Below are 20,800 nucleotides of genomic sequence, written 5' to 3' on the forward strand. Positions count from 1 at the left end.
ATTAGCGCTGACCATAACAACTTATGACACACAAGATTTAATTATAGCCCTGTGGGTTAGTACTTTGCCAGTACCATGTATCCCGACACATATCTGTCAGATCTTTTTCAGCCTTCCAGTGAATTAATTGCTCTGCTAATGCGGGGTCAGCATAGCAACACGCAATATCACCTGCTCGCCGCGCTACAATGCGATACGGCACATCACGCCCGCTGGCAGCGCTGAAAGCTTTGACCATATCCAACACCGAATAGCCTTGCCCGGTACCAAGATTTACCACCAGTAAGTTAGGCACATCGCCACGCTGGAACGCTTCCAAGGCTTTCACATGCCCTTTCGCCAAATCCACCACATGGATGTAATCGCGCACTCCCGTACCGTCATGCGTCGAATAATCGCCACCAAATACCGATAAGTATTCGTACTGACCGACTGCTACTCGTGCAATATAAGGCATCAAATTATTGGGAACACCTTGCGGGTCTTCGCCAATTTGCCCGCTGCTGTGCGCTCCAACCGGATTAAAATAACGCAGCAAGCCAATTTTCCATTCGGGATCGGCTTTGTAAAGATCACCCAAGATTTCCTCAATCATCAACTTAGAACGCCCATAAGGGTTGGTCGCGGATAACGGAAAATGTTCCTGAATCGGCGTGGTATGCGGGTCGCCATACACCGTGGCGGAAGAGCTGAACACAATGTTTTTCACACCGTGTTGTTGCATGGCTTGCAACAGTGTCACCGTGCCTGCGACGTTATTGTCGTAGTAAGCCAGCGGCTTTTCGACTGATTCCCCCACCGCTTTCAATCCGGCGAAGTGAATCACGCTGTCAATCGGATACTCGTTAAAAATACGCCCAAGCAGGGTTGCATCGCGAATATCCCCCTCAAAAAATGGAATATGGTCAACACCAGCCAGTGCTGCGGCACGGCGTAACGCTTCGGGGGAGCTATTACACAGATTATCCAGCACTACCACCTGAAAACCGGCGGCAAGCAGTTCAATACAGGTATGTGAACCAATATAACCCGCGCCGCCCGTCACCAAAATATGTTTAGTCATTTGTTGCATGTTTGCCCTCATTAATCGACAAGCGTAAATAACATTTACGCCTGCCGTAGGGTAACAAAAAATCGCTTACGATTTATCGGCTTTTACAGCAGCTTTATCGGAAACTTTATCAGCAGCTTCGGCTTTTTCGTCTTTAACAGCGGTTTTATCCGCTTTAGCATCGGTTTTTTCGGCAGCCGTTTCAGCTTTGTCAGCTTTTGGCGCATCGGTTTTGGCTGCATCCGTGGTTTTTGCAGTTTTGTCGGTTGCAGCGGCATCTGCATCCGACAACGCAACCTGATCCTTGATTTTGTCGAAGAGTTTGTCACCAATGCCGGAAACTTCTTTCAGGTCTTCCAAGGTCTTGAATTCACCGTGTTCAGTGCGGTATGCCACAATCGCTTCAGCCTTTTTTTCACCAATACCATCCAGTGAGTCCAGCGCTGCCACATCAGCAGTATTGATGTTAATGGTTTCCGCCAGCACCACAGGGGATACGAACAGGGAAAGCAGCAAAGATGTAATGGCTAGTGTTTTTTTCATAGTTGGTCTCTTTTTATTGATCAATTGTTGTAAGTTATTGTGTTGATAAGCTCAACCAGTACACTTTGCCACAGCGCATTTACTGAGACAGCCAACTTCTGACGAGTGACTATGCTATTGGTCGGAATCCTGAAAATGACACGCCACCCATCTGCCTTGCGCCACCTCCCGCAAGGCAGGCACTTGCGCCCGACACTTTGCCTCTGCCTGTGGGCAGCGCGTATGAAACACACACCCTGATGGCGGATTCAGTGGCGAAGGCAACTCCCCCGCCCCCACGCGAATCTGCGCTAACCGCTCTCGCTCCTGCTGCGGGTCGGTCAACGGAATGGCTGCCAGCAATAGGCGCGTATACGGGTGTAACGGTTCGGCATACAAACGTGCTGTATCCGCGATTTCCATGATTCGCCCCAAATACAACACCAGCACCCGCTGACTCAGGTTTCTTACCACCCGCAAATCGTGCGAAATAAACAGCAAGGTCAAGTGATGATCACGCTGCAAAGCCGCCAACAACTTCACGACTTGCCCTTGAATCGACACATCCAATGCACTCACTGGTTCATCGCACACAATCACTTGCGGCTCGACACTCAAGGCTCGCGCAATCCCAATCCGCTGGCATTGCCCGCCGGAAAATTCGTGTGGATAACGGTTGTGCATTCCGCTCTCCAAACCCACCGCTTGTAGCAAATCAGCGGCACGTTGGCGAATCGCCGCTTTACCCAATTCTGGGCGCAACGCGAGGAGCGGTTCTTGCACAATATCGCCCACTGTCATGCGCGGGTTCAGCGCATCCAAGGGGTCTTGAAAAATGCATTGCACCGCACGGCGATAGGCTTTCATGCTGGCTTTATCGTGCGGATTCAGCGTGTTGCCTTGCCACTCGACCGTGCCTTGTGTGGGTGTCACCAATTGCAAAATGGCGCGGGCAAGCGTGGATTTGCCACAACCCGATTCGCCGACAATCCCCAAGGTTTCCCCTGCTGGCACGCTAAATGAAACGTCGGTGAGCGCCTGTAACGCCTGCCCGGTTTTAAGCCGGAAACGCACGCTGAGGTTGCACACTGCCAGTTGTGGCACGGTCATTCAGTCAGCCATCCAAATCAGAGAAGCCATGCGCCCGGTTTGCCCGTCGCGACGGTAGGAGAAAAAGCGTTCCGCATCCGTGTATGTGCAGAGGTCGCCGCCATAAATGGCGTGAACCCCGACGGCATTCAAACGTTGTCGCGCCAACAGGTAGATGTCTGCCAACCACTTGCCGTCATTGCCGGACGGTTGGAAAGCGTTGGCGGCAGCGGGGTCGCGTTGCATGAAAGCCTCACGGACTTCCGCGCCGACTTCAAACGCCGTCGGCCCGATCGCAGGCCCTAGCCATGCCAGCACATCGGCAGGGGGGCATTGCAGGGATTCGACCGTGCGTTCCAATACACCGGCTTCCAGCCCGCGCCATCCGGCATGAGCGGCGGCTACTCGCGTCCCTGCTTTGTCGCAAAACAGCACGGGCAAGCAATCGGCAGTCATGATGACGCACACTTGCCCCTTGCCGAACGCGGTGGAGGCATCGCCGGTTGGGTAGCATTCACCCACATCCATGCCGCATACGTCGACGCCGTGGACTTGCTTGAGCCACAAGGGTTCGGAGGGCAGTTGCAGGGTATCGCCGACAATCATGCGATTGCGGGCAACGGCGTAGGGGTTGTCGCCGACGTGATCGCCGAGGTTGAGGGTGTCGAATGGTGCTGCGCTTACGCCGCCGTGACGGGTGGTGCAAACGGCGCGGATATTGGCGGGGGCAGGCCAAGCGGGGGTAAGCCACCCTTCGGCTGCGCTCAGGGTACGATTCGGGTTCATGCGGGAATTACCGATGCGCGAAACAGCTCCAACAGCTCCGCCATATCCTCCGGCACCGGCACTTCCCACACCATCGCCTCACCCGTTGCCGGATGCGTCAACCCCAAACGGGTCGCGTGCAAGGCTTGACGCGGGAACGTCTGAATCGCCGTGCGCAATTCCTCCTTCACCCCCGCAGGCACACGCGGACGACCGCCATAGGTTTGATCGCCCACAATAGGCATGTGCTTCCAGCTCAGATGCACGCGGATTTGGTGAGTGCGCCCCGTTTCCAGCGACACACGCAACAACGTATGGTGTGGGAAACGCTCTTCCACCCGGTAATGCGTAATCGCTTCCTTGCCACCATCGTGAACCGCTTGGCGCTTGCGGTCGATGTGATGCCGCCCGATATTGCCTTCAATCGTTGTCCCCGCCACCACTTGCGCGGAAACCAGCGCGAGGTATTCGCGGCTGACATCCCGTTCTTGCAACTGTTCGACGAGTTTGCCGTGCGCTTCCAAGGTTTTGGCGACGACCATCAAGCCCGTGGTGTCTTTGTCGAGGCGATGCACGATCCCCGCACGCGGCAACATTTCCAGCGAACGGTCATGGTGCAACAAGCCGTTGACCAGTGTGCCTGACCAATTGCCAGCACCGGGGTGAACCACTAACCCGGCAGGTTTGTTGATAATGATAATGTCATCATCTTCGTAGATAATATTGAGCGGAATATCCTCCGGCTCAAATTCGGTTTGTGGCTCGTGAACAGCCTCTATGGAAATTTCCTCACCGCCTATTAAGCGCTCCTTGGGTTTGAGGATTTTATCATCGACGCGCACGCAACCGGCTTTGATCCATTTCTGAATCTGGCTGCGCGAATATTGGGGGCATAAAGTAGCAAGAGCCTGATCCAGGCGCTGACCTTCCATATTGAGTGGAACTATGCTGACGATCTGTTGATTTAGGGGCATTCTTAATCCGGTTGAATACGCTATACTTGCAAACTCATTCTATCATCATGTGTTGTTAAGCAAATGTCGATAAATACAAAAAGACTACGTGCCAGCGTTTATCTGGCAAGTGTATTGGTTATGTCGGCGGCGACTAGCGGCTGCTCGATCTTTTCCCAGACTGAAAAAGACCTGACAGAAGGTTGGTCAGCCAATAAAATTTATACCACGGCACGCGAAGCCGCCAACGCAGGCGACTACGAACGCGCTATTGGCTTGTACGAGTCGCTCGAAGCACGTTACCCCTTGGGGCGTTTCGCGCAACAAGCGCAACTGGAAACCGCTTACGCGTACTACAAGTTCGATGAGCCGGATTCCGCTTTGGATGCGATTGATCGCTTCCTGCGCATGAACCCTAGCAGCGAAGATGCGGATTATGCCCTGTATTTGCGCGGCTTGGTAAACTTTAACCGTGGGCACAGCATCGTGGATAAATTATTTCCACGTAGCATTGCCGATTTGGACACAGTACGGCAGAAAGAGTCGTTCCAAGACTTTTCACACCTGCTGACCCGCCACCCCGGCAGCAAATACGCCCCGGATGCGCAAGAACGCATCAAGCACTTGCGCAATAGTTTGGCACAATCCGAGTTAAATGTGGCGCAATACTACATGACACGCGGCGCATGGCTGGCGGCATTCAACCGTGCGGAATACGCGGTGAAACATTACCAAGGCTCACCCGCAATTGCGGATGCGTTGGAAATCAAGGTCAAAGCCGCTCACAAGCTCGGCAAACCGGATTTAGCCGCCGACAACCTGCGGGTGCTAGAACTGAACTTCCCGGAACGTGCGGCTGCCCTCAAAGCCCAGTTACGCTAATCCCCAAACGCCGATTATCGGTTAATGCTGGCAGCTTGCCTGCCAGTCATTTAGAGTCGTGATAAAAGCTACCCAGCAAAATAATAATATCGGGGCTACACACATGACGATTTCCAAAACTGCCGCGCTTGCCGTGTGCCTATTCAGTGTACTTAGCAACACTGCGATGGCAGACAACAGTTCACCTTTTTCCAAAATCAAACCGATGTCACCCATTGGCATGAATTCCAACGCCAAAGCACCCAACTATTTGGGGGCAAGTATCGGTACGACCACTACCGATGGGTTTTGCGATCCACTTAGCGACTGTGACAACAGCGACAAAAGCTGGAAAGCCTTCGCCGGGGTGCGCATGAATGACAATATTGTGCTGGAAGCGGGCTATGTCGACTTTGGCAAACAAAGCGGCATGGCTACCGGGGGTGAAGTTAGCCAACAGGCAACCGCTTTCACCACCGCCGCCGTCGCTGGCATCCCCATGACCGACCAAATCGAACTGTTTGGCAAAGCGGGCGTAGCACGCTGGACACTGGAACAAACCGATAGCAGCGGCACGGTAGAAAATACCGGCACCGATGTCTTGGTCGGCGTGGGCGCTGACTATAACCTCGGTGACAATATGGGCGTGCGTGCCGAGTGGGAACGCTTTAAAGATGTGGGCAGCACCGCTGCTCATGCCAATGACATTGACTTGCTGAGTCTTGGCTTTATTTTCTCATCGTTATAATAAATTCCCTCGTTAGAGGGCATACAGAAAGGGGCTTGTATGAAAATTTTACTTTCCTGCTCAATAGCAGGCTTGGCGCTATTGGCTAATAGTGTCTATGCGGGCGGTATGGAAGGCTATGGTGTGCCTTCTAATATTTCTTTGTATGGCGGTCTGAGTGCGGGCATGAGCAACCATGATGGTGCTTGTGACGCCACCACGACAGATTGCGAAGACAGTGATAGCGGGCATAAAGCCTTTGTCGGCTTACGCGCTGACCCCAGTCGTAACCCGAACGAATTTTGGGCAACACCAGCGGGTGTCATGCCTGCTACCGCCCTGCCCACGATGGGCGTAGAACTCGGCTACATGGAACTGGGTGAAAATACGGCGCAAGGTAAAGCAGGTCGGGCGGGCATTTACGACAGCGAACTCCAAAGCGAACTCTCTGCCAGTTATGTCGCGGGCGTAGGTTACGTTCCGGTTGCCCCTCGCACTGAATTAATCGGCAAAGTTGGCGCAGCCTTTTGGAAACAAAATGGTAGCAAAACCGTAGCCGAAGATTCTGAGCTGGATACCACCAGCACTAACAGTGGCGTAAGCATGTTATTGGGCGCTGGCGCACAAGTGAAGCTTAACCCCAACCTATCGTTACGGGGCGAGTATGAACACATTATGGGTACAGCAGCAGACACCGATTACGAAGCCGACGCGGGTTTATTGAGTGTCGGCGCGGTTTTTTCCACCTTTTAAACACGGGGCAGCAGGATGAAACGAAAACTGGCAGGGTGCTTGCTCATCGGTTTACTAAGCAACGCGCACGCGGGGGAGTCCATCATGGGCAGTGATTTCAGCAACGGCCCCAAACTGTATGTCGGCGCGAGTGCTGGCAGCGCTAAACAGGGGGATACCTGCAATGACCCGTTTTTCAGCGGCGAATGCGATAACCAAGATTTTGCTTGGAAAGCCTTCGGTGGTGCACGTTTCAACCCCATGTTAGGGGTCGAAATCGGTTATTACGACCTCGGCGAGAGCAATATGAATGGCTCGACCGGGGGCAGTACCGCCAAATTAAGCAACAACACGACCGGCAGTGTCGTGACTGGGGTCGGTTACGTACCACTTTCGCCGCAGCTAGAAGCGTTTGGCAAAGCTGGGGCAATGGCTTGGGAAAGCAAGACCAATAAGACCTCCGGCAGTCAAAGCGAACAAACGGACAATAGCGGTACGAGCATTCTCGTTGGCGGCGGCGCACAATTCCAACTGAACAGCAATCTACACCTGCGCGGGGAATGGGAACATATGCTGAATATTGGCTCTGATTCCGCTTACGAAACCGATGCTGACCTGTATTCACTGGGTTTGAGTTATTCCACACTCTGAAAATCTATCTCCCACGGAAGGGCTGTATTAGCACAGCCTTTCCGGTAAAGTGGCTGCACTTTTGCCTTTTGATCGCCACGTTTTGAGGAGAATGTTTATGGCACGTCAAGCCGATTTCATCGCACCATCCATTTTGTCTGCTGACTTTGCCCGTCTGGGTGAGGAAGTGGTTAACGTCTTAGCTTCCGGTGCGGACATTGTGCATTTCGACGTAATGGATAACCATTATGTTCCTAACCTGACCATTGGCCCTTTGGTATGCGAAGCCCTGCGCAAGCACGGCGTAACTGCACCGATTGATGTGCATTTGATGGTTAAGCCGGTTGACCGCATTATTCCTGACTTCGCCAAAGCGGGCGCGTCTTACATCACCTTCCACCCGGAAGCGTCTGAACACGTTGACCGCACCTTGCAACTGATCCGCAACGAAGGTTGCAAGGCTGGCTTGGTATTCAACCCGGCTACGCCACTGAATATCTTGGAATATTTGATGGACAAGGTGGACATGATCCTGCTGATGTCGGTCAACCCCGGCTTTGGTGGGCAAAGCTTCATCCCATCAACGCTGACCAAATTGCGTCAAGTACGCAAGATGATTGACGATTCCGGTCTGGATATTCGTTTGGAAGTCGATGGCGGTGTCAAACCGGGCAATATCCGCGAAATCAAAGAAGCGGGTGCGGATGCATTTGTGGCCGGTTCTGCGATCTTCAACGTTGCCAACAAAGCTGACCCGAACCATTACAACACCGTTCTGGCTGAATTCCGTAAGGAATTGGCAGCGGCACAAATCTAAAATGAATCGTCGGACTAAAGTCCGACCTACACATTTTCTGTAGGTCGGGCTTCAGCCCGACATCAAGGATTGATTATGTTCAAACCGAAAATGGTATTGATTGACGTGGATGGAACGCTGGTTGACAGCGTTCCCGACCTGACGTTTTGCGTCGATGAAATGCTGAAACAACTGGATATGCCAGTACGCGGCGAAGCAGCCGTGCGCCAGTGGGTCGGCAATGGCGTGCAGCGTTTGACCGAACGCGCCTTGACCAATGACCTCGATGGCTATCCCGATGCGGAGTTGTTTGCGCGTGCCATGCCGATTTTCATGGAACTGTACGCGGAAAACACCTCGAAACGCAGCCGTTTGTACGATGGCGTGTTAGAAGGCTTGGATTTTCTGCAAAGCTGTGAAGGTTTGAAGATTGGCTGTGTCACCAATAAAGCGGAGCAGTTCACCCTGCCCTTGCTGACCGATTTGGGTATTGTTGACCGCTTTGAAATCATTATCAGCGGTGATTCTTTGCCGGAAAAGAAACCGCATCCACTACCCTTGTTACACGCGGCTGAAAAGCTAGGTGTACAACCAGAAGATTCGGTAATGATCGGCGATTCCAAGTCTGACGTGAAAGCAGCACGAGCGGCAGGCTTCCAAATCATTTGCATGACCTACGGCTACAATCACGGCGAAGACATTCGTAACTATTCGCCAGATGCGGTCATTGATTCCATGACCGAACTCGCCAACTTGATTAGCGCCTAAACACTGAAATCCCTCTCTCAATTCCTCCCCTGATAAGGGGAGGTTAGGAGGGGTTTCTTCCTATTCCGGTCTCATGTGCGGAAAAAGTATCACGTCTCTTATCGACGGCGCATCCGTAAACAACATCACCAACCGATCAATCCCAATCCCTTCACCTGCCGTCGGCGGCATCCCGTATTCCAACGCACGGATATAATCCGCATCAAAATGCATCGCTTCATCATCGCCCGCGTCTTTATCCGCGACTTGCTGCATAAAGCGTTCCGCCTGATCTTCCGCGTCATTCAACTCGGAGAAACCATTGCCGATTTCACGCCCACCGACAAAGAACTCGAAACGGTCAGTGATGAAAGGGTTAGCATCATTGCGCCGCGCCAATGGCGACACTTCCGCCGGGTATTCGGTAATAAAGGTCGGTTGCAGCAAACGGTGTTCGACGGTTTTCTCGAAAATCTCAATTTGCACTTTGCCCAAGCCGTAGCCATCTTTGAGCGGAATGCCCAGTTTCCGCGCCACTTCCCGTGCACCTTCCAGCGTATCAAGCTGTTCGGCAGACAATTCCGGGTTGAAGTGCAGGATGGAACTGCGCACACTCATCCGCGCAAACGGCTTGTCGAAATCGAAAACCTCACCCTGATAAGTAATCTCATTGCTACCAACGACATCATTGGCAATGCCACGTATCAGACTTTCGGTCAAATCCATCAAATCGTGGTAAGTCGCATACGCCTGATAAAATTCGATCATGGTGAATTCAGGGTTATGCCGGGTGGAAAGCCCTTCGTTGCGGAAATTGCGGTTGATTTCAAACACCCGTTCAAACCCACCGACCACTAGCCGCTTGAGGAATAATTCCGGCGCAATCCGCAAATACATCGGCAAATCCAGCGCATTGTGGTGCGTCACGAACGGACGTGCTGTCGCCCCACCAGGAATAATTTGCAACATTGGCGTTTCGACTTCCAGAAAATCGCGCTGCATGAAAAAGTTGCGGATATAGCTCACGATTTTGGAACGCATCATGAACGCATCGCGCGACTCGTGATTCATAATCAAGTCGATATAACGCTGGCGGTAACGTTGTTCGTGATCGGTCAAGCCGTGGAACTTTTCTGGCAACGGGCGCAACGATTTAGTCAGCAAACGGATTTCATGTACCTTCACCGACAACTCGCCGGTTTTGGTTTTGAACAACATCCCGGAAGCCCAGATAATGTCGCCCAAATCCCAATGGCAATAGTCATCGAAAATCTCATCACCCAGCACGTTTTTCTGTGCGTATAACTGAATGCGCCCGGATACATCCGAAATCGTCGCAAAACTCGCCTTGCCCATGATGCGCTGGAGCATCATGCGCCCCGCTACCGTCACGGGGATGGCGTGTTCTTCAAACCATTCCTTGTCGTGTGCGCCGTATGCTTGCTGCAAATCAGCAGCTTTGTGTTCACGCACCACGTCATTGGGAAACGCTTTGCCCTGTTCGCGCAGTTTTGCCAGCTTGTCGCGACGTTGCGTGATCAGTTTGTTTTCATCATGCTGGTCGTGATGGTTGTCGTGTTCGCTCATGATTACAGTCCGCTTTTTAAGCTTGCTTCAATAAATTTGTCCAGATCGCCGTCCAATACTGCTTGAGTATTCGCCGTTTCTACACCCGTGCGCAAATCCTTGATGCGCGACTGGTCGAGAACATAGGAGCGAATCTGACTGCCCCAACCAATGTCGGATTTGCTGTCTTCCAATGCCTGCTTATCCGCATTGCGCTTGAGCATTTCCTGCTCATAGAGTTTGGCACGCAATTGCTTCATGGCGTTGTCTTTGTTCTGGTGCTGGGAACGCCCGCTCTGGCATTGCACGACCGTATTGGTGGGCGTATGGGTAATCCGCACCGCCGATTCGGTTTTGTTGATGTGCTGACCGCCCGCCCCGGAAGCGCGGTAAACGTCAATGCGCAAATCGGCTGGGTTAATGTCGATTTCGATATTGTCATCGACTTCTGGCGACACGAAAACGCCGCTGAACGAGGTGTGGCGGCGGTTGCCGGAGTCGAATGGCGATTTGCGTACCAGTCGGTGTACACCCGTTTCGGTGCGCAACCAGCCGAAAGCGTAAGGGCCTTCAAAGCTGATACTCGCGCCTTTGATGCCTGCCACGTCGCCGGGGCTGGCTTCGAGCAATTCGACTTTGAAACCTTTGGCTTCACCCCAACGCAAGTACATGCGCAACAGGATTTCCGCCCAATCTTGCGCTTCTGTACCACCCGACCCGGCTTGGATGTCGAGGAAGGCGTTATTGCGATCCATCGGCCCGGAGAACATGCGTTCAAATTCGAGCTGGGCAACGTGCTTTTCGATGCTCTCGACATCGGCGATAACGGCTTCGGCGCTGTCTTCGTCGTCTTCCATTTCGGCGAGTTCGAGCAGCTCTTTGGCGTCAGCAAGGCCGGAACTGATTTTATCAATGCCGCCGACAATGCCTTCGAGAATAGCGCGTTCTTTGCCAAGGTCTTGCGCCCGCTGCGGATTATCCCAGACCTTGGGGTCTTCGAGTTCGCGGCTGACTTCTTCTAAACGTTCGCTTTTAACGTCGTAGTCAAAGATACCCCCTAAGAGCGTCCACGCGCCCTTGGAGATCTTTGATTTTGGTATAGGTGGGGTTGAGTTCCATGATATTTCGCTAATACGAGGGAAAACGGGGGATGATAGCAATCATGGGGAATATATTCAAAGCGGTTAAATGGCGTTCTCACCTAATCGGGGTAATTCCATCTCGACAACTGACTATCGGTCATTTAAGATTCCCCTCAATCAATTGACCGGCAGTCATTAATATGAAGTTCACATTCGCCCTTTCCTCCCGTTTAGCTCCCACATTATTGCTGGCAAGCAGCTTGGCATTGTTACCGTTGCCATCGGTATTCGCCGAAGACACCGCGCCTGCGCCCGCTGCTAACCCCGCCCTTGCCGTCAGCGTAACCAACCCAATGGCGCAAGACTGGGGCACGACCATTATGGCTAACGGCGCGATCAGCCCTTGGCAAGAAGCCATTATTGCATCCGAAATCAGCGGTTTGCGCATCACTGACGTGCTGGCAGATGTCGGCGATGAAGTCAAAAAAGGTCAAGAATTGGTGAAATTATCGCAAGCCGCCGTGCAAGCCGATGTCGCCCAAAAACAAGCCAGCCTCGCCGAAGCCCGTGCCAATGCCGACCGCGCCCGTCGTTTAAAAAGCAGCGGTGCAATCCCCGCGCAACAAATTGACCAATACCTAACCGGTGAAGCGATTGCGCAAGCCGCGCTCGATGCCCAACAAATCCGCCTCGCACAAACCCGCATCCTTGCCCCGGATGATGGCATTATCACCACTCGCACTGCCACGCTCGGCGCAGTCGTGCAAACCGGCACCGAATTATTCCGCATGGTGCGCCAACACAAACTCGAATGGCGGGCGGAAGTCTCCGGGCGCGATGCCAGCACCATTCAAAGCGGACAAGCCGCCCGCCTCACTCTTCCCAACGGCGAAAGCGTCACTGGCACGGTGCGCCTAGTTGCCCCCACGCTCGACCCCAATACCCGCAACGCCACGGTATACATCAGCCTGCCCAACGGTAGCCCAGCCAAAACCGGCATGTTTGCCGAAGGTGAAATTCTCACAGGCGCAACCAAAGCCATGACCTTACCCCAAGCCGCCGTAATCTTGCGCGATGGCAATCACTACGTGTTTGAAGTCAGCAACGATAACCGCGTGCAACAACGCCTCGTCAAAATTGGCAGAACCGCACAAGGTCAAACCGAAATCCGCGAGGGTATCAACGCCAGCGCTCGCGTGGTCATGACGGGCGGCGGCTTCCTGAATGACGGCGACACCGTGCAAATCGTCGACAAACCCGTCAGCAGCACTGGGGATAAACCATGAACGTTTCCGCTTGGTCAATCCGCAACCCCGTTCCAGCGGTATTGCTGTTTGCGCTGCTGAGCTTTTTGGGCATCAAAGGGTTTCAGGCGCTGGGCATTCAAAACTTCCCCGATATTGAATTACCCACCATTATTGTGAATGCCTCGCTTGAAGGCGCTGACCCCGAACAGCTTGAAAGCGAAGTCGCCCGCAAGATCGAAAACCAGCTTGCCACCATTAACGGCGTTAAGCATTTACGCACCACCTTGACGGACAGTTCCGCCAGCATTGCTGCCGAATTCGACATCGACAAAGAGACCGAAATCGCGCTCAACGAAGTGCGCAATGCCATCGACACCATCCGCGCCAACTTGCCCTCGCAAATGAATGACCCGGTGGTTTCAAAAGTGACCACTTCCGGTAGCCCGTTAGTGACATTCACCGTTGCCGCGCCCAATATGGACGAAGAAGCACTATCCTGGTTTGTCGACAATGAGATTACCCGCGAGTTAATGGCGGTCAAAGGTGTCGGTAAAGTATCACGGGTCGGCGGCGTTAACCGCGAAGTGCGCATCGACCTAAACCCCGCACTCATGGCAGGTTTGGGAGTTACGGCTGCCGATATTTCCAACCGCTTGGGGCAAATGCAGCAAGATGCCCCCGGTGGACGCGGTGATGTGGGCGGCGGTATTCAATCCGTGCGTACTTTAGGGCGGGTCGGCACGGCTGCCGAACTCGGTGCTATCGAAATTCCGCTCTCAAACGGGCGGCATGTGCGTTTGGATCAGCTTGCCACCATCCGCGATACCGTGGCGGAACGTTCCACCCACGCCTTGCTGGATGGCAAATCCGTGGTCGGTTTCCAAGTCACGCGAGTACGCGGCGCGAGTGAAATCGACGTGGTGGAAGGCGTGCGGGCGACACTGACGCAATTCGCCACTTCTCACCCGCAAGTGCAACTGGCGGAAGCTTACGACACCATTGAGCGCATTCAAGCCAACTACACCGGCTCAATGCACTTATTGTACGAAGGTGCTGCCTTAGCCATTTTGGTGGTCTTGCTATTTTTGCGGGATATACGTGCCACCTTGGTATCCGCAGCCGCCTTGCCGTTGGCGATTATTCCCACGTTTGCGGCGATGCATTACTTTGGGTTCTCACTGAATATCCTCACCTTGCTCGCGCTTGCCTTGGTGGTTGGGGTGTTGGTCGATGACGCGATTGTGGAAGTGGAAAACATTGAACGCCATTTGCGCATGGGTAAAACGCCCAAACAAGCCGCCATCGAAGCCGCCGATGAAATCGGGTTGGCAGTCATTGCGACTACCTTTACGCTGATTGCGGTGTTTTTACCGACGGCGTTTATGGGCGGAGTACCGGGTAAATTTTTTGAATCGTTTGGGATTACCGCAGCGGTTGCGGTGTTCTTCTCGCTGGCGGTAGCGCGTTTGCTCACGCCAATGATGGCGGCGTATTTCCTGAAACCGCATTCCACCCAAAAAGCCAAGCAGCCAGAGCGCGATGGCTGGTTTATGCGCCATTACATGACAGCGGCGGGCTGGTGTTTAAAACACCGTTTCATCACACTGGTAGCAGCGATTGCGATTTTCGTGGCATCCCTGCAAATTGTACCCTTGTTGCCGAAAGGCTTTGTGCCGCCTGCCGATACCGCGCTGACCTCGGTAACGTTGGAAATGCAACCGGGCAGTACGCTGGAAGAATCTTATGCCATTGCCGAACAAGCGCGGCGTTTGCTGCAACCCTTAGCCGATGTAAAACAAGTGTTTACGCTGGTGGGAGCAGCCAGTGGCGTGAGCAGTGGCCCGATTGCCGAAGGCGGCGGTGCGGATGTACGCAAAGCCACGCTGACGGTGAGCCTCACCACCCGCGAAGAGCGTTCGCGCTCGCAAACCGCTGTCGAAGCTGAGATTCGCCAAACCCTGAAACCCTTACCCGGCGTGCGTTACACCGTGGGTTCGGGCGGGTCTGGCGACAAAATGCAAGTCGTGTTAGCCAGTGATGACGGCAAGCTGTTGCTAACAGCAGCGCAACGCGCGGAACGTGATTTACGCACCCTGCAAGGCATTGGCAATGTGGTATCCGGCGCAAGCCTGCAACGCCCTGAAATCCACATTACCCCCAACTACGCACGGGCGGCAGAATTGGGCGTGAGCACCGAAGCCTTGGGGCAAGTGGTGCGGGTGGCAACCAGCGGGGATTTTTCCACCCGCTTACCCAAGCTCAATTTACCCCAGCGGCAAATCCCGATTCGGGTGCAATTTGATGAAAGTGTGCGCAATGACCTCGATACGATTCGCCAATTACGAATTCCGGGGCGTAATGGCGCTGTGCCATTGGCAGCGGTGGCGGATGTGCAATTGGGTAGCGGCCCGGCGCGTTTGGATCGTTTCGATAGGATGCGCAATGTCAGCATTGATGTGGAATTGAACGGCTTACCCGTCGGGCAAGTCACCGTCATGGTGGATAAATTGCCGAGTTTGGCAACCCTACCCCCCGGCGTGATTCGGCAAAGTTCGGGGGATGCGGAGCGCATGGCGGAACTCTTCGGCGGGTTCGGCGGTGCCATGTTGATCGGGGTATTGTTGATTTACATTGTGTTGGTGCTGCTGTTCCACGACTTTTTGCAACCGATTACGATTCTGGCGGCATTGCCCTTGTCAATCGGCGGGGCGCTGTTGGCATTGTTGCTGACGGGCAGTAGTTTCTCGATGCCTGCGGTCATTGGTTTACTAATGCTGATGGGAATTGTCACCAAAAACTCGATCTTGTTGGTGGATTATGCGGTGATGGCGCGGGAACGTGATCAGAAAAACCGCGTGGATGCACTGCTGGATGCCTGCCACAAACGCGCCCGCCCGATTGTGATGACCACGATTGCGATGAGTGCGGGGATGATGCCGACCGCGTTGGGGTTGGCGGCTGACCCCAGCTTCCGCCAACCGATGGCGATTGTGGTTATCGGCGGCTTGCTGGCGTCAACGGTGCTGAGTCTGCTGGTGATTCCGGTGGTGTTTACGTTTATTGACGATATTTTGGTAGGGTTTAGAAAGCTCAGCGGTAAGTTTAAACACGCTGAGCCGACCTTACCCTAATAATGTCACGTGAGTAGCGGCAGTGCTGCGCTCAAGCGTAAACAACAGCTCGCAATATTCGGGCTGTTCGCACAGGGGCGTGGGGTCGTCGGCACAACAACTGCCGACAATGACCCCGGCGTAGAAAATCCCCGTGCGGATTTGCAGGTGAGTCGCAGTAGCACTGCTTTCCAACACCATCACACTGAAAGTGTCACCGCTGACTTGGCTGCTGTGTGTTAAACCTGCTTGCAAGGGTAAGGCATTCGCGCCTAACCCTTGCACTTCCGCGCTGAACACGGCTGGAAAATCGGGTTTTCCCCATGCTGCCACTGTTTGACCTAAGATCATGCTGCTTTCACCTGTTTAAAGCTGGCTACGCACCCAACGCTCAATATCCGCAGCCCCCATTGCGCCGGATTGACGTGCAATTTCTTGCCCGCCTTTGAATAGCACCATCGTCGGAATGCTGCGAATACTGTAATGCGCCCCCACCATTTGGTGATCTTCGGTATTCAGTTTTGCAAAACGCACGTTGGGTTCCAGTTGCGCAGCAGCTTTCTCAAAAGCAGGTGCCATTTGACGGCAAGGGCCACACCACGGTGCCCAAAAGTCAACCAAGACGGGAATATCATTACGGCTGATGTGTTTGGCAAAATTCTCAGCACTTAGCTCGGTCGGGTGTCCAGTAAACAAATCGCTGCCACACTTGCCGCACTTGGCGTGCTCGCCCAGCCGTTCCGCCGGAATGCGATTGGTGACACTGCACGCGGGGCAGACGATATTCATCGGGTTACTCATGCTTAATTCCTCAAAGACGATTACTTCAATGTGCCTATTATGGGTTTACTCTGCTCGATTTAAAGGAAAAAGTCGCAATAACAGGCAGAATGGCATTGCGACTTTTTAAAGAATCCGTAGAATCGAACCGTTTTAACACGACAAACCATAATCGCTAGGAGAAGTAGTCATGAAAGCACTAAGCCTATTGGGCATCACACTAATCGCACTCGCTCAAGCCACTGCACCTGCATTTGCCGAAGAAAAAGCCGCCGATGCTGCCAAACCGGAAGCGGCTGCCGAAGCCCCTAAAGCCGATGACAAAGCAGCCGATGCTGCTAAACCAGAAGCGGCGGCTGAAGCCCCTAAAGCCGATGACAAAGCAGCCGATGCTGTTAAAATCGACGGTGAAAAAATTTACAAAGGTCTGTGCATGAGCTGCCATGATGCAGGTATTGCTGGTTCCCCTAAACTGGGTGACAAAGCCGCATGGGAACCGCGTATTGCAACCGGTGTGGACGCTCTTTACAAAACCAGTCTGGAAGGTAAAGGCGCTATGCCTGCGAAAGGCGGCAACCCAGCGCTGTCTGACGATGAAGTCAAAGCAGCCGTTGATTACATGGTTGCACAAGTCAAGTAATTGATAGTAAAAGGCTACCAGCACTGGCTGCGTAGCCTTTTTTATTTATCCCCAAAACAGATTGGTGAAATGATTGCGGGCGTAATCGCGATAAACGGTGAAATCGCTATCGACGCTGGCGACGAAACGGGTGTTGAGGCGTTCACACAAAACGATCAGGGAGGCATCCGCAAAATCGGCGGGTAGGTCGGAATATTTTTCCAGCAAGTTCAGAATCCGAGGCCAATCACCCACGGTATTTTCATCAATCAGCGCGGCGTTTTGCACCCAAAATAGAAAATCCTGCTGCGTCTGTTGCGAGAAATCCAGCATGTGTACGACTTCGCCGATCACCACCAGATTGGTGTGCAACTTGCCCTGTAGCCCATTGATGAAGGCTTTCGCTTGTGAGTGGTAACGGTCACTGCGGTCAAACAATGCGATCAACGGGCCACTATCAATGACGATGTTTCGCATTCAGCTTCTCCCGCAAAATGGCTTTACGGTTAATGCTTAAATCATCACGCCCACTGCCATTGCGACCAAACAAATGCTTGCCTAACTCGTAGGGGCTGGGTTTGTCCACTTCTTTATCCAGTTTCTCGCGGATAGCTTCGCGCACAAATTCCGACAAGGGAATGCCGCTGAGCTGCAAGCGCTGTCGCAGGGCTTCTTCAATGGATTTGTCTAGGCGGATTGAAATGGTCATGGTTTGCCTCCTGTACTACAGATGTATTACAAGTGTAGCACAAGCATCAAACCACATACTATCAACCTGTTGCCACGCCATGTTCGCGGGTGGAATGGAACTTAATGTCCGGCCATTTTTCCTGCGCCATTTGCAGGTTGATGCGGGTTGGGGCGATGTAGACCAGCTCGCCCGCATGGTCGTAAGCTAAATTCTGCGCCGCTTTAGTCTTGAATTCATCGAACTTCTTCTCGTTGGTGGACGTGACCCAACGCGCGGTTTGCACGTTCACACCTTCAAACATCGCATCGACTTTGTATTCGTCTTTGAGCCGTTGCGCCACCACGTCGAACTGCAACACACCGACCGCGCCAAGAATCAGGTCGTTGTTATTGATCGGCTTGAAAAGCTGGGTTGCACCCTCTTCGCACAATTGCTCCAAGCCTTTTTGGAGCTGCTTCATTTTCAGCGGGTCGCGAAGTTGCGCACGGCGAAACAGTTCCGGTGCGAAGTTGGGAATGCCGGTGAATTGCAGGTTTTCGCCCATTGTGAAGGTGTCGCCGATGCGGATGCTGCCGTGGTTGTGCAAGCCGATAATGTCGCCGGGGTAAGCGTCTTCGACGTGTTCGCGGTCGGATGCCATGAAGGTGAGCGCGTCGGGGATTTTCACATCCTTGCCGATGCGGACGTGTTTGACCTTCATGCCCTTTTCAAACTTGCCGGAACAAATGCGCATGAACGCCATACGGTCGCGGTGTTGCGGATCCATATTCGCTTGGATTTTGAAGACGAAGCCGGTGAACGGCTCTTCGGCTGCTTCGACTTTGCGGGTGGTGGTCGGGCGGGCTTGCGGGGCGGGGGCGTTTTCCACGAAACCGTCCAGCAATTCGCGGATGCCGAAGCTGTTTAAGGCCGTGCCGAAATACACGGGTGTGAGCTTGCCATCGAGGTAGGCTTGCAGGTCAAATTCATGGCTTGCGCCTTTCACCAGCTCGATTTCTTCGCGTAATTCGTCGGCTTGTGTGCCGAGCAATGTGTCGAGTTCGGGGTTGTCCAGCCCTTGAATTTCGTCGTAATCCTGACGGCGTTCGGTGCTGGGTTTGTAGAGGATTACTTTGTCGGCGTAAAGGTGGTAAATCCCTTTGAGGCGTTTGCCCATGCCGATAGGCCAGGTAATCGGGGCGCATTGGATATTGAGGACGGTTTCGACTTCATCCAGCAATTCAATCGGCTCTTTGCCTTCGCGGTCGAGCTTGTTGATGAAGGTCATAATTGGCGTATCGCGCAGGCGGCAGACTTCCATGAGCTTAATAGTGCGTTCTTCGACACCTTTTGCGACGTCGATGACCATGAGCGCGGAATCGACAGCGGTTAACACGCGGTAGGTGTCTTCCGAGAAGTCTTCATGCCCCGGCGTGTCGAGCAGGTTGACGATGCGCCCGTCGTAGGGGAACTGCATCACCGATGAGGTGACGGAAATGCCGCGTTCTTTTTCCATCGTCATCCAGTCGGAGGTGGCGTGGCGACCGGCTTTGCGCCCTTTGATCGTGCCTGCAAGCTGGATTGCGCCCCCGAATAGCAGCACCTTTTCGGTCATGGTGGTTTTACCCGCATCCGGGTGGGAAATGATGGCGAAGGTGCGGCGGCGGGCGGTTTCGGTTAGGCGGTCGGTCATGGTGTCCACGGGGTTGGGCTGTTGGAAAGGGGGGGATTATAGCGGAAAGCACAGAAAGGCGTAAGCAAGCCATTGACAAACTACCGCCCGACGGATGGCAGTAGCAAGCAGACAATCCAGCAAGCTATTATGTGTCATCTGTTCGCCACACATGAGCAAACAGCTACCTAAACCCCAAATCACAATAAAGGAAAATAATGAAAATGTCCGAAAATCAACTTAGCGACCAATATTCCGACGAAGGATTTTGGGGGAAAGTCAAAAACTATGCCAAAGCAGCCGGTGAACGCGTATTAGAACCCGCCCTCAAGCTTTATTACGCTGCTAATGATGGTGATACTCCAGCTTGGGCTAAAACTACAATTTTTGGAGCACTGGGGTACTTTATTTTTCCGATTGATGTGATTCCTGATATAGCGCCAGTGGTTGGATACACCGATGATTTGGGAGTTTTGGCAGCAGCTATAGCTGCTACTGCTGTTCATATCAAGAATGAGCACACCGAAAAAGCCAAGGCAATTCTTACTCAATGGTTCTCCTAAGACATAACGATCTGATCCAGCAAATAGTCAACTGGTTTTGTTGCCTACGTGTCAGCAATTCCCGTTCAATAAGGGTAAATACATGAGCGTACCGCAACCTTCCATAAAATTAGAAATACTAGAAAAACCTAATATTGGCGACCATTTGATTTCCTCACGTTTAGGTTACACCCATCATGGTATCTATATCGGTAATGGCAAAGTCATTCATTATTCTGGGCTGGCAGATGGATTAACATTAACATCAGGCGTTATTGAAGAAGCAACGCTTGAAGCATTCCACAATGGACGCGGATACAGCGTAAAAACCTACGCCAACCCACACTTTACAGGATTAGTCGTTGCCCAACGCGCCAAATCCAGACTAGGAGAAGACCAATACAATGTTTTTTCCAACAACTGTGAGCACTTCTGCGAATGGTGTATCAACGACGAACACCATAGCGAACAAATTAAGCAAGCTAAAACTGCATCGACAAAAGGGCTGATGGCTTTTACCCTATTAAGGACAATCGTGCCACCACAAGTGTCTATACCCCTCAGTCTTTGCTACGGTGCATATTGCTTACTACAAAAAAACCAAAATCCTCAGGGCTAAATCTTTTTAACAAACCAAAA

23 protein-coding genes are annotated in these 20,800 nt (G+C 52.9%); 11 read left to right on the forward strand and 12 right to left on the reverse strand.

Annotated features, from left to right (window positions below; all coding sequences use genetic code 11):
• Positions 1–37 precede the first annotated feature (37 nt).
• The 5 genes from galE to rluD form a co-directional block, all read right to left on the reverse strand.
• Positions 38–1,063, reverse strand: coding sequence for a UDP-glucose 4-epimerase GalE (gene galE, locus L2Y54_RS17225; protein ID WP_236502059.1), 1,026 nt, complete (start codon positions 1,061–1,063; stop codon positions 38–40).
• A gap of 75 nt (positions 1,064–1,138) precedes the next feature.
• Positions 1,139–1,594 (reverse strand): ComEA family DNA-binding protein, encoded by a 456-nt coding sequence (locus L2Y54_RS17230; protein ID WP_236497855.1) that lies wholly within the window; start codon positions 1,592–1,594, stop codon positions 1,139–1,141.
• Between the two features lie 114 nt (positions 1,595–1,708).
• Positions 1,709–2,677, reverse strand: a complete 969-nt coding sequence (locus tag L2Y54_RS17235) for an ABC transporter ATP-binding protein (protein ID WP_422664550.1) — start codon at positions 2,675–2,677, stop codon at positions 1,709–1,711.
• A gap of 6 nt (positions 2,678–2,683) precedes the next feature.
• Positions 2,684–3,448, reverse strand: a complete 765-nt coding sequence (gene pgeF / locus L2Y54_RS17240) for a peptidoglycan editing factor PgeF (RefSeq protein WP_236497857.1) — start codon at positions 3,446–3,448, stop codon at positions 2,684–2,686.
• Positions 3,445–4,401, reverse strand: a complete 957-nt coding sequence (gene rluD, locus L2Y54_RS17245; RefSeq protein WP_236497858.1) for a 23S rRNA pseudouridine(1911/1915/1917) synthase RluD — start codon at positions 4,399–4,401, stop codon at positions 3,445–3,447. The genes pgeF and rluD overlap by 4 nt, the downstream gene beginning before the upstream one ends.
• Before the next feature lie 63 nt (positions 4,402–4,464).
• Here rluD and L2Y54_RS17250 point away from each other — a divergent pair, with 63 nt between their 5' ends.
• From L2Y54_RS17250 to L2Y54_RS17275, 6 genes are all read left to right on the forward strand, one after another.
• Complete coding sequence (locus L2Y54_RS17250) at positions 4,465–5,262, forward strand: outer membrane protein assembly factor BamD (RefSeq protein ID WP_236497859.1); 798 nt, start codon at positions 4,465–4,467, stop codon at positions 5,260–5,262.
• A gap of 103 nt (positions 5,263–5,365) precedes the next feature.
• Complete coding sequence (locus L2Y54_RS17255; RefSeq protein ID WP_236497860.1) at positions 5,366–5,989, forward strand: outer membrane beta-barrel protein; 624 nt, start codon at positions 5,366–5,368, stop codon at positions 5,987–5,989.
• Positions 5,990–6,028: 39 nt separating this feature from the next.
• Entirely contained in the window at positions 6,029–6,721 is a 693-nt protein-coding gene (locus L2Y54_RS17260) for an outer membrane beta-barrel protein (protein WP_236497862.1), read from the forward strand.
• 15 nt (positions 6,722–6,736) lie between these two features.
• Entirely contained in the window at positions 6,737–7,351 is a 615-nt protein-coding gene (locus L2Y54_RS17265; protein ID WP_236497863.1) for an outer membrane beta-barrel protein, read from the forward strand.
• Between the two features lie 97 nt (positions 7,352–7,448).
• Entirely contained in the window at positions 7,449–8,147 is a 699-nt protein-coding gene (gene rpe / locus L2Y54_RS17270) for a ribulose-phosphate 3-epimerase (RefSeq protein WP_236497864.1), read from the forward strand.
• Positions 8,148–8,222: 75 nt separating this feature from the next.
• A complete protein-coding gene (locus tag L2Y54_RS17275; RefSeq protein WP_236497865.1) occupies positions 8,223–8,894 on the forward strand; it encodes a phosphoglycolate phosphatase in 672 nt (223 codons plus the stop codon).
• Between the two features lie 60 nt (positions 8,895–8,954).
• On the opposite strand, the gene lysS is transcribed toward L2Y54_RS17275, so the two are convergent.
• Together lysS and prfB are read right to left on the reverse strand one after the other, a co-directional pair.
• Entirely contained in the window at positions 8,955–10,460 is a 1,506-nt protein-coding gene (lysS, locus tag L2Y54_RS17280; RefSeq protein WP_236497866.1) for a lysine--tRNA ligase, read from the reverse strand.
• Between the two features lie 2 nt (positions 10,461–10,462).
• A protein-coding gene (prfB, locus tag L2Y54_RS17285; protein WP_236497867.1) for a peptide chain release factor 2 occupies positions 10,463–11,558 on the reverse strand; the annotation gives its coding sequence in 2 pieces (ribosomal slippage) (positions 10,463–11,485 and positions 11,487–11,558; 1,095 coding nt in all).
• Between the two features lie 163 nt (positions 11,559–11,721).
• Between prfB and L2Y54_RS17290 the strand changes: the two genes are divergently transcribed.
• Positions 11,722–12,807 (forward strand): efflux RND transporter periplasmic adaptor subunit, encoded by a 1,086-nt coding sequence (locus L2Y54_RS17290; protein WP_236497868.1) that lies wholly within the window; start codon positions 11,722–11,724, stop codon positions 12,805–12,807.
• Entirely contained in the window at positions 12,804–15,899 is a 3,096-nt protein-coding gene (locus tag L2Y54_RS17295) for an efflux RND transporter permease subunit (protein ID WP_236497869.1), read from the forward strand. Before L2Y54_RS17290 ends, L2Y54_RS17295 begins: the two co-directional genes overlap by 4 nt.
• On the opposite strand, the gene L2Y54_RS17300 is transcribed toward L2Y54_RS17295, so the two are convergent.
• A complete protein-coding gene (locus L2Y54_RS17300; RefSeq protein ID WP_236497870.1) occupies positions 15,891–16,229 on the reverse strand; it encodes a hypothetical protein in 339 nt (112 codons plus the stop codon). The two genes, L2Y54_RS17295 and L2Y54_RS17300, sit on opposite strands and share 9 nt — an antisense overlap.
• 15 nt (positions 16,230–16,244) lie before the next feature.
• Positions 16,245–16,679, reverse strand: coding sequence for a thioredoxin TrxC (trxC, locus tag L2Y54_RS17305; RefSeq protein WP_236497871.1), 435 nt, complete (start codon positions 16,677–16,679; stop codon positions 16,245–16,247).
• A 169-nt stretch (positions 16,680–16,848) separates the two neighbouring features.
• Here trxC and L2Y54_RS17310 point away from each other — a divergent pair, with 169 nt between their 5' ends.
• The gene (locus L2Y54_RS17310) at positions 16,849–17,298 is read left to right on the forward strand and encodes a c-type cytochrome (RefSeq protein ID WP_236497873.1); all 450 of its coding nucleotides are present in this window, start codon (positions 16,849–16,851) and stop codon (positions 17,296–17,298) included.
• Between the two features lie 45 nt (positions 17,299–17,343).
• Here the strand turns inward: L2Y54_RS17310 and L2Y54_RS17315 are convergent, their stop codons facing one another.
• From L2Y54_RS17315 to L2Y54_RS17325, 3 genes are all read right to left on the reverse strand, one after another.
• On the reverse strand, positions 17,344–17,754 hold the full coding sequence (locus L2Y54_RS17315; protein WP_236497875.1) for a type II toxin-antitoxin system VapC family toxin: 411 nt from the start codon (positions 17,752–17,754) through the stop codon (positions 17,344–17,346).
• Entirely contained in the window at positions 17,735–17,986 is a 252-nt protein-coding gene (locus tag L2Y54_RS17320) for a DUF6290 family protein (protein ID WP_236497876.1), read from the reverse strand. Before L2Y54_RS17320 ends, L2Y54_RS17315 begins: the two co-directional genes overlap by 20 nt.
• A 61-nt stretch (positions 17,987–18,047) precedes the next feature.
• Positions 18,048–19,640, reverse strand: a complete 1,593-nt coding sequence (locus tag L2Y54_RS17325; RefSeq protein ID WP_236497877.1) for a peptide chain release factor 3 — start codon at positions 19,638–19,640, stop codon at positions 18,048–18,050.
• 197 nt (positions 19,641–19,837) lie between these two features.
• Here L2Y54_RS17325 and L2Y54_RS17330 point away from each other — a divergent pair, with 197 nt between their 5' ends.
• Positions 19,838–20,182, forward strand: coding sequence for a YkvA family protein (locus tag L2Y54_RS17330; protein WP_236497878.1), 345 nt, complete (start codon positions 19,838–19,840; stop codon positions 20,180–20,182).
• 82 nt (positions 20,183–20,264) lie between these two features.
• Positions 20,265–20,780, forward strand: a complete 516-nt coding sequence (locus L2Y54_RS17335) for a lecithin retinol acyltransferase family protein (RefSeq protein ID WP_236497879.1) — start codon at positions 20,265–20,267, stop codon at positions 20,778–20,780.
• Positions 20,781–20,800 lie beyond the last annotated feature (20 nt).

It is taken from the genome of Thiothrix winogradskyi (assembly GCF_021650935.1).
GTDB classification, from domain to species: Bacteria; Pseudomonadota; Gammaproteobacteria; order Thiotrichales; family Thiotrichaceae; genus Thiothrix; species Thiothrix winogradskyi.

Bases quoted from the DNA above. Each gene is read 5' to 3' on its own strand.
- galE (WP_236502059.1), bottom strand. From the start codon at position 1,063: ATGACTAAACATATTTTGGTGACGGGCGGCGCGGGTTATATTGGTTCA.
- L2Y54_RS17230 (WP_236497855.1), bottom strand. From the start codon at position 1,594: ATGAAAAAAACACTAGCCATTACATCTTTGCTGCTTTCCCTGTTCGTA.
- pgeF (WP_236497857.1), bottom strand. From the start codon at position 3,448: ATGAACCCGAATCGTACCCTGAGCGCAGCCGAAGGGTGGCTTACCCCC.
- rluD (WP_236497858.1), bottom strand. From the start codon at position 4,401: ATGCCCCTAAATCAACAGATCGTCAGCATAGTTCCACTCAATATGGAA.
- L2Y54_RS17250 (WP_236497859.1), top strand. From the start codon at position 4,465: ATGTCGATAAATACAAAAAGACTACGTGCCAGCGTTTATCTGGCAAGT.
- L2Y54_RS17255 (WP_236497860.1), top strand. From the start codon at position 5,366: ATGACGATTTCCAAAACTGCCGCGCTTGCCGTGTGCCTATTCAGTGTA.
- L2Y54_RS17260 (WP_236497862.1), top strand. From the start codon at position 6,029: ATGAAAATTTTACTTTCCTGCTCAATAGCAGGCTTGGCGCTATTGGCT.
- L2Y54_RS17265 (WP_236497863.1), top strand. From the start codon at position 6,737: ATGAAACGAAAACTGGCAGGGTGCTTGCTCATCGGTTTACTAAGCAAC.
- rpe (WP_236497864.1), top strand. From the start codon at position 7,449: ATGGCACGTCAAGCCGATTTCATCGCACCATCCATTTTGTCTGCTGAC.
- L2Y54_RS17275 (WP_236497865.1), top strand. From the start codon at position 8,223: ATGTTCAAACCGAAAATGGTATTGATTGACGTGGATGGAACGCTGGTT.
- lysS (WP_236497866.1), bottom strand. From the start codon at position 10,460: ATGAGCGAACACGACAACCATCACGACCAGCATGATGAAAACAAACTG.
- L2Y54_RS17290 (WP_236497868.1), top strand. From the start codon at position 11,722: ATGAAGTTCACATTCGCCCTTTCCTCCCGTTTAGCTCCCACATTATTG.
- L2Y54_RS17295 (WP_236497869.1), top strand. From the start codon at position 12,804: ATGAACGTTTCCGCTTGGTCAATCCGCAACCCCGTTCCAGCGGTATTG.
- L2Y54_RS17300 (WP_236497870.1), bottom strand. From the start codon at position 16,229: ATGATCTTAGGTCAAACAGTGGCAGCATGGGGAAAACCCGATTTTCCA.
- trxC (WP_236497871.1), bottom strand. From the start codon at position 16,679: ATGAGTAACCCGATGAATATCGTCTGCCCCGCGTGCAGTGTCACCAAT.
- L2Y54_RS17310 (WP_236497873.1), top strand. From the start codon at position 16,849: ATGAAAGCACTAAGCCTATTGGGCATCACACTAATCGCACTCGCTCAA.
- L2Y54_RS17315 (WP_236497875.1), bottom strand. From the start codon at position 17,754: ATGCGAAACATCGTCATTGATAGTGGCCCGTTGATCGCATTGTTTGAC.
- L2Y54_RS17320 (WP_236497876.1), bottom strand. From the start codon at position 17,986: ATGACCATTTCAATCCGCCTAGACAAATCCATTGAAGAAGCCCTGCGA.
- L2Y54_RS17325 (WP_236497877.1), bottom strand. From the start codon at position 19,640: ATGACCGACCGCCTAACCGAAACCGCCCGCCGCCGCACCTTCGCCATC.
- L2Y54_RS17330 (WP_236497878.1), top strand. From the start codon at position 19,838: ATGAAAATGTCCGAAAATCAACTTAGCGACCAATATTCCGACGAAGGA.
- L2Y54_RS17335 (WP_236497879.1), top strand. From the start codon at position 20,265: ATGAGCGTACCGCAACCTTCCATAAAATTAGAAATACTAGAAAAACCT.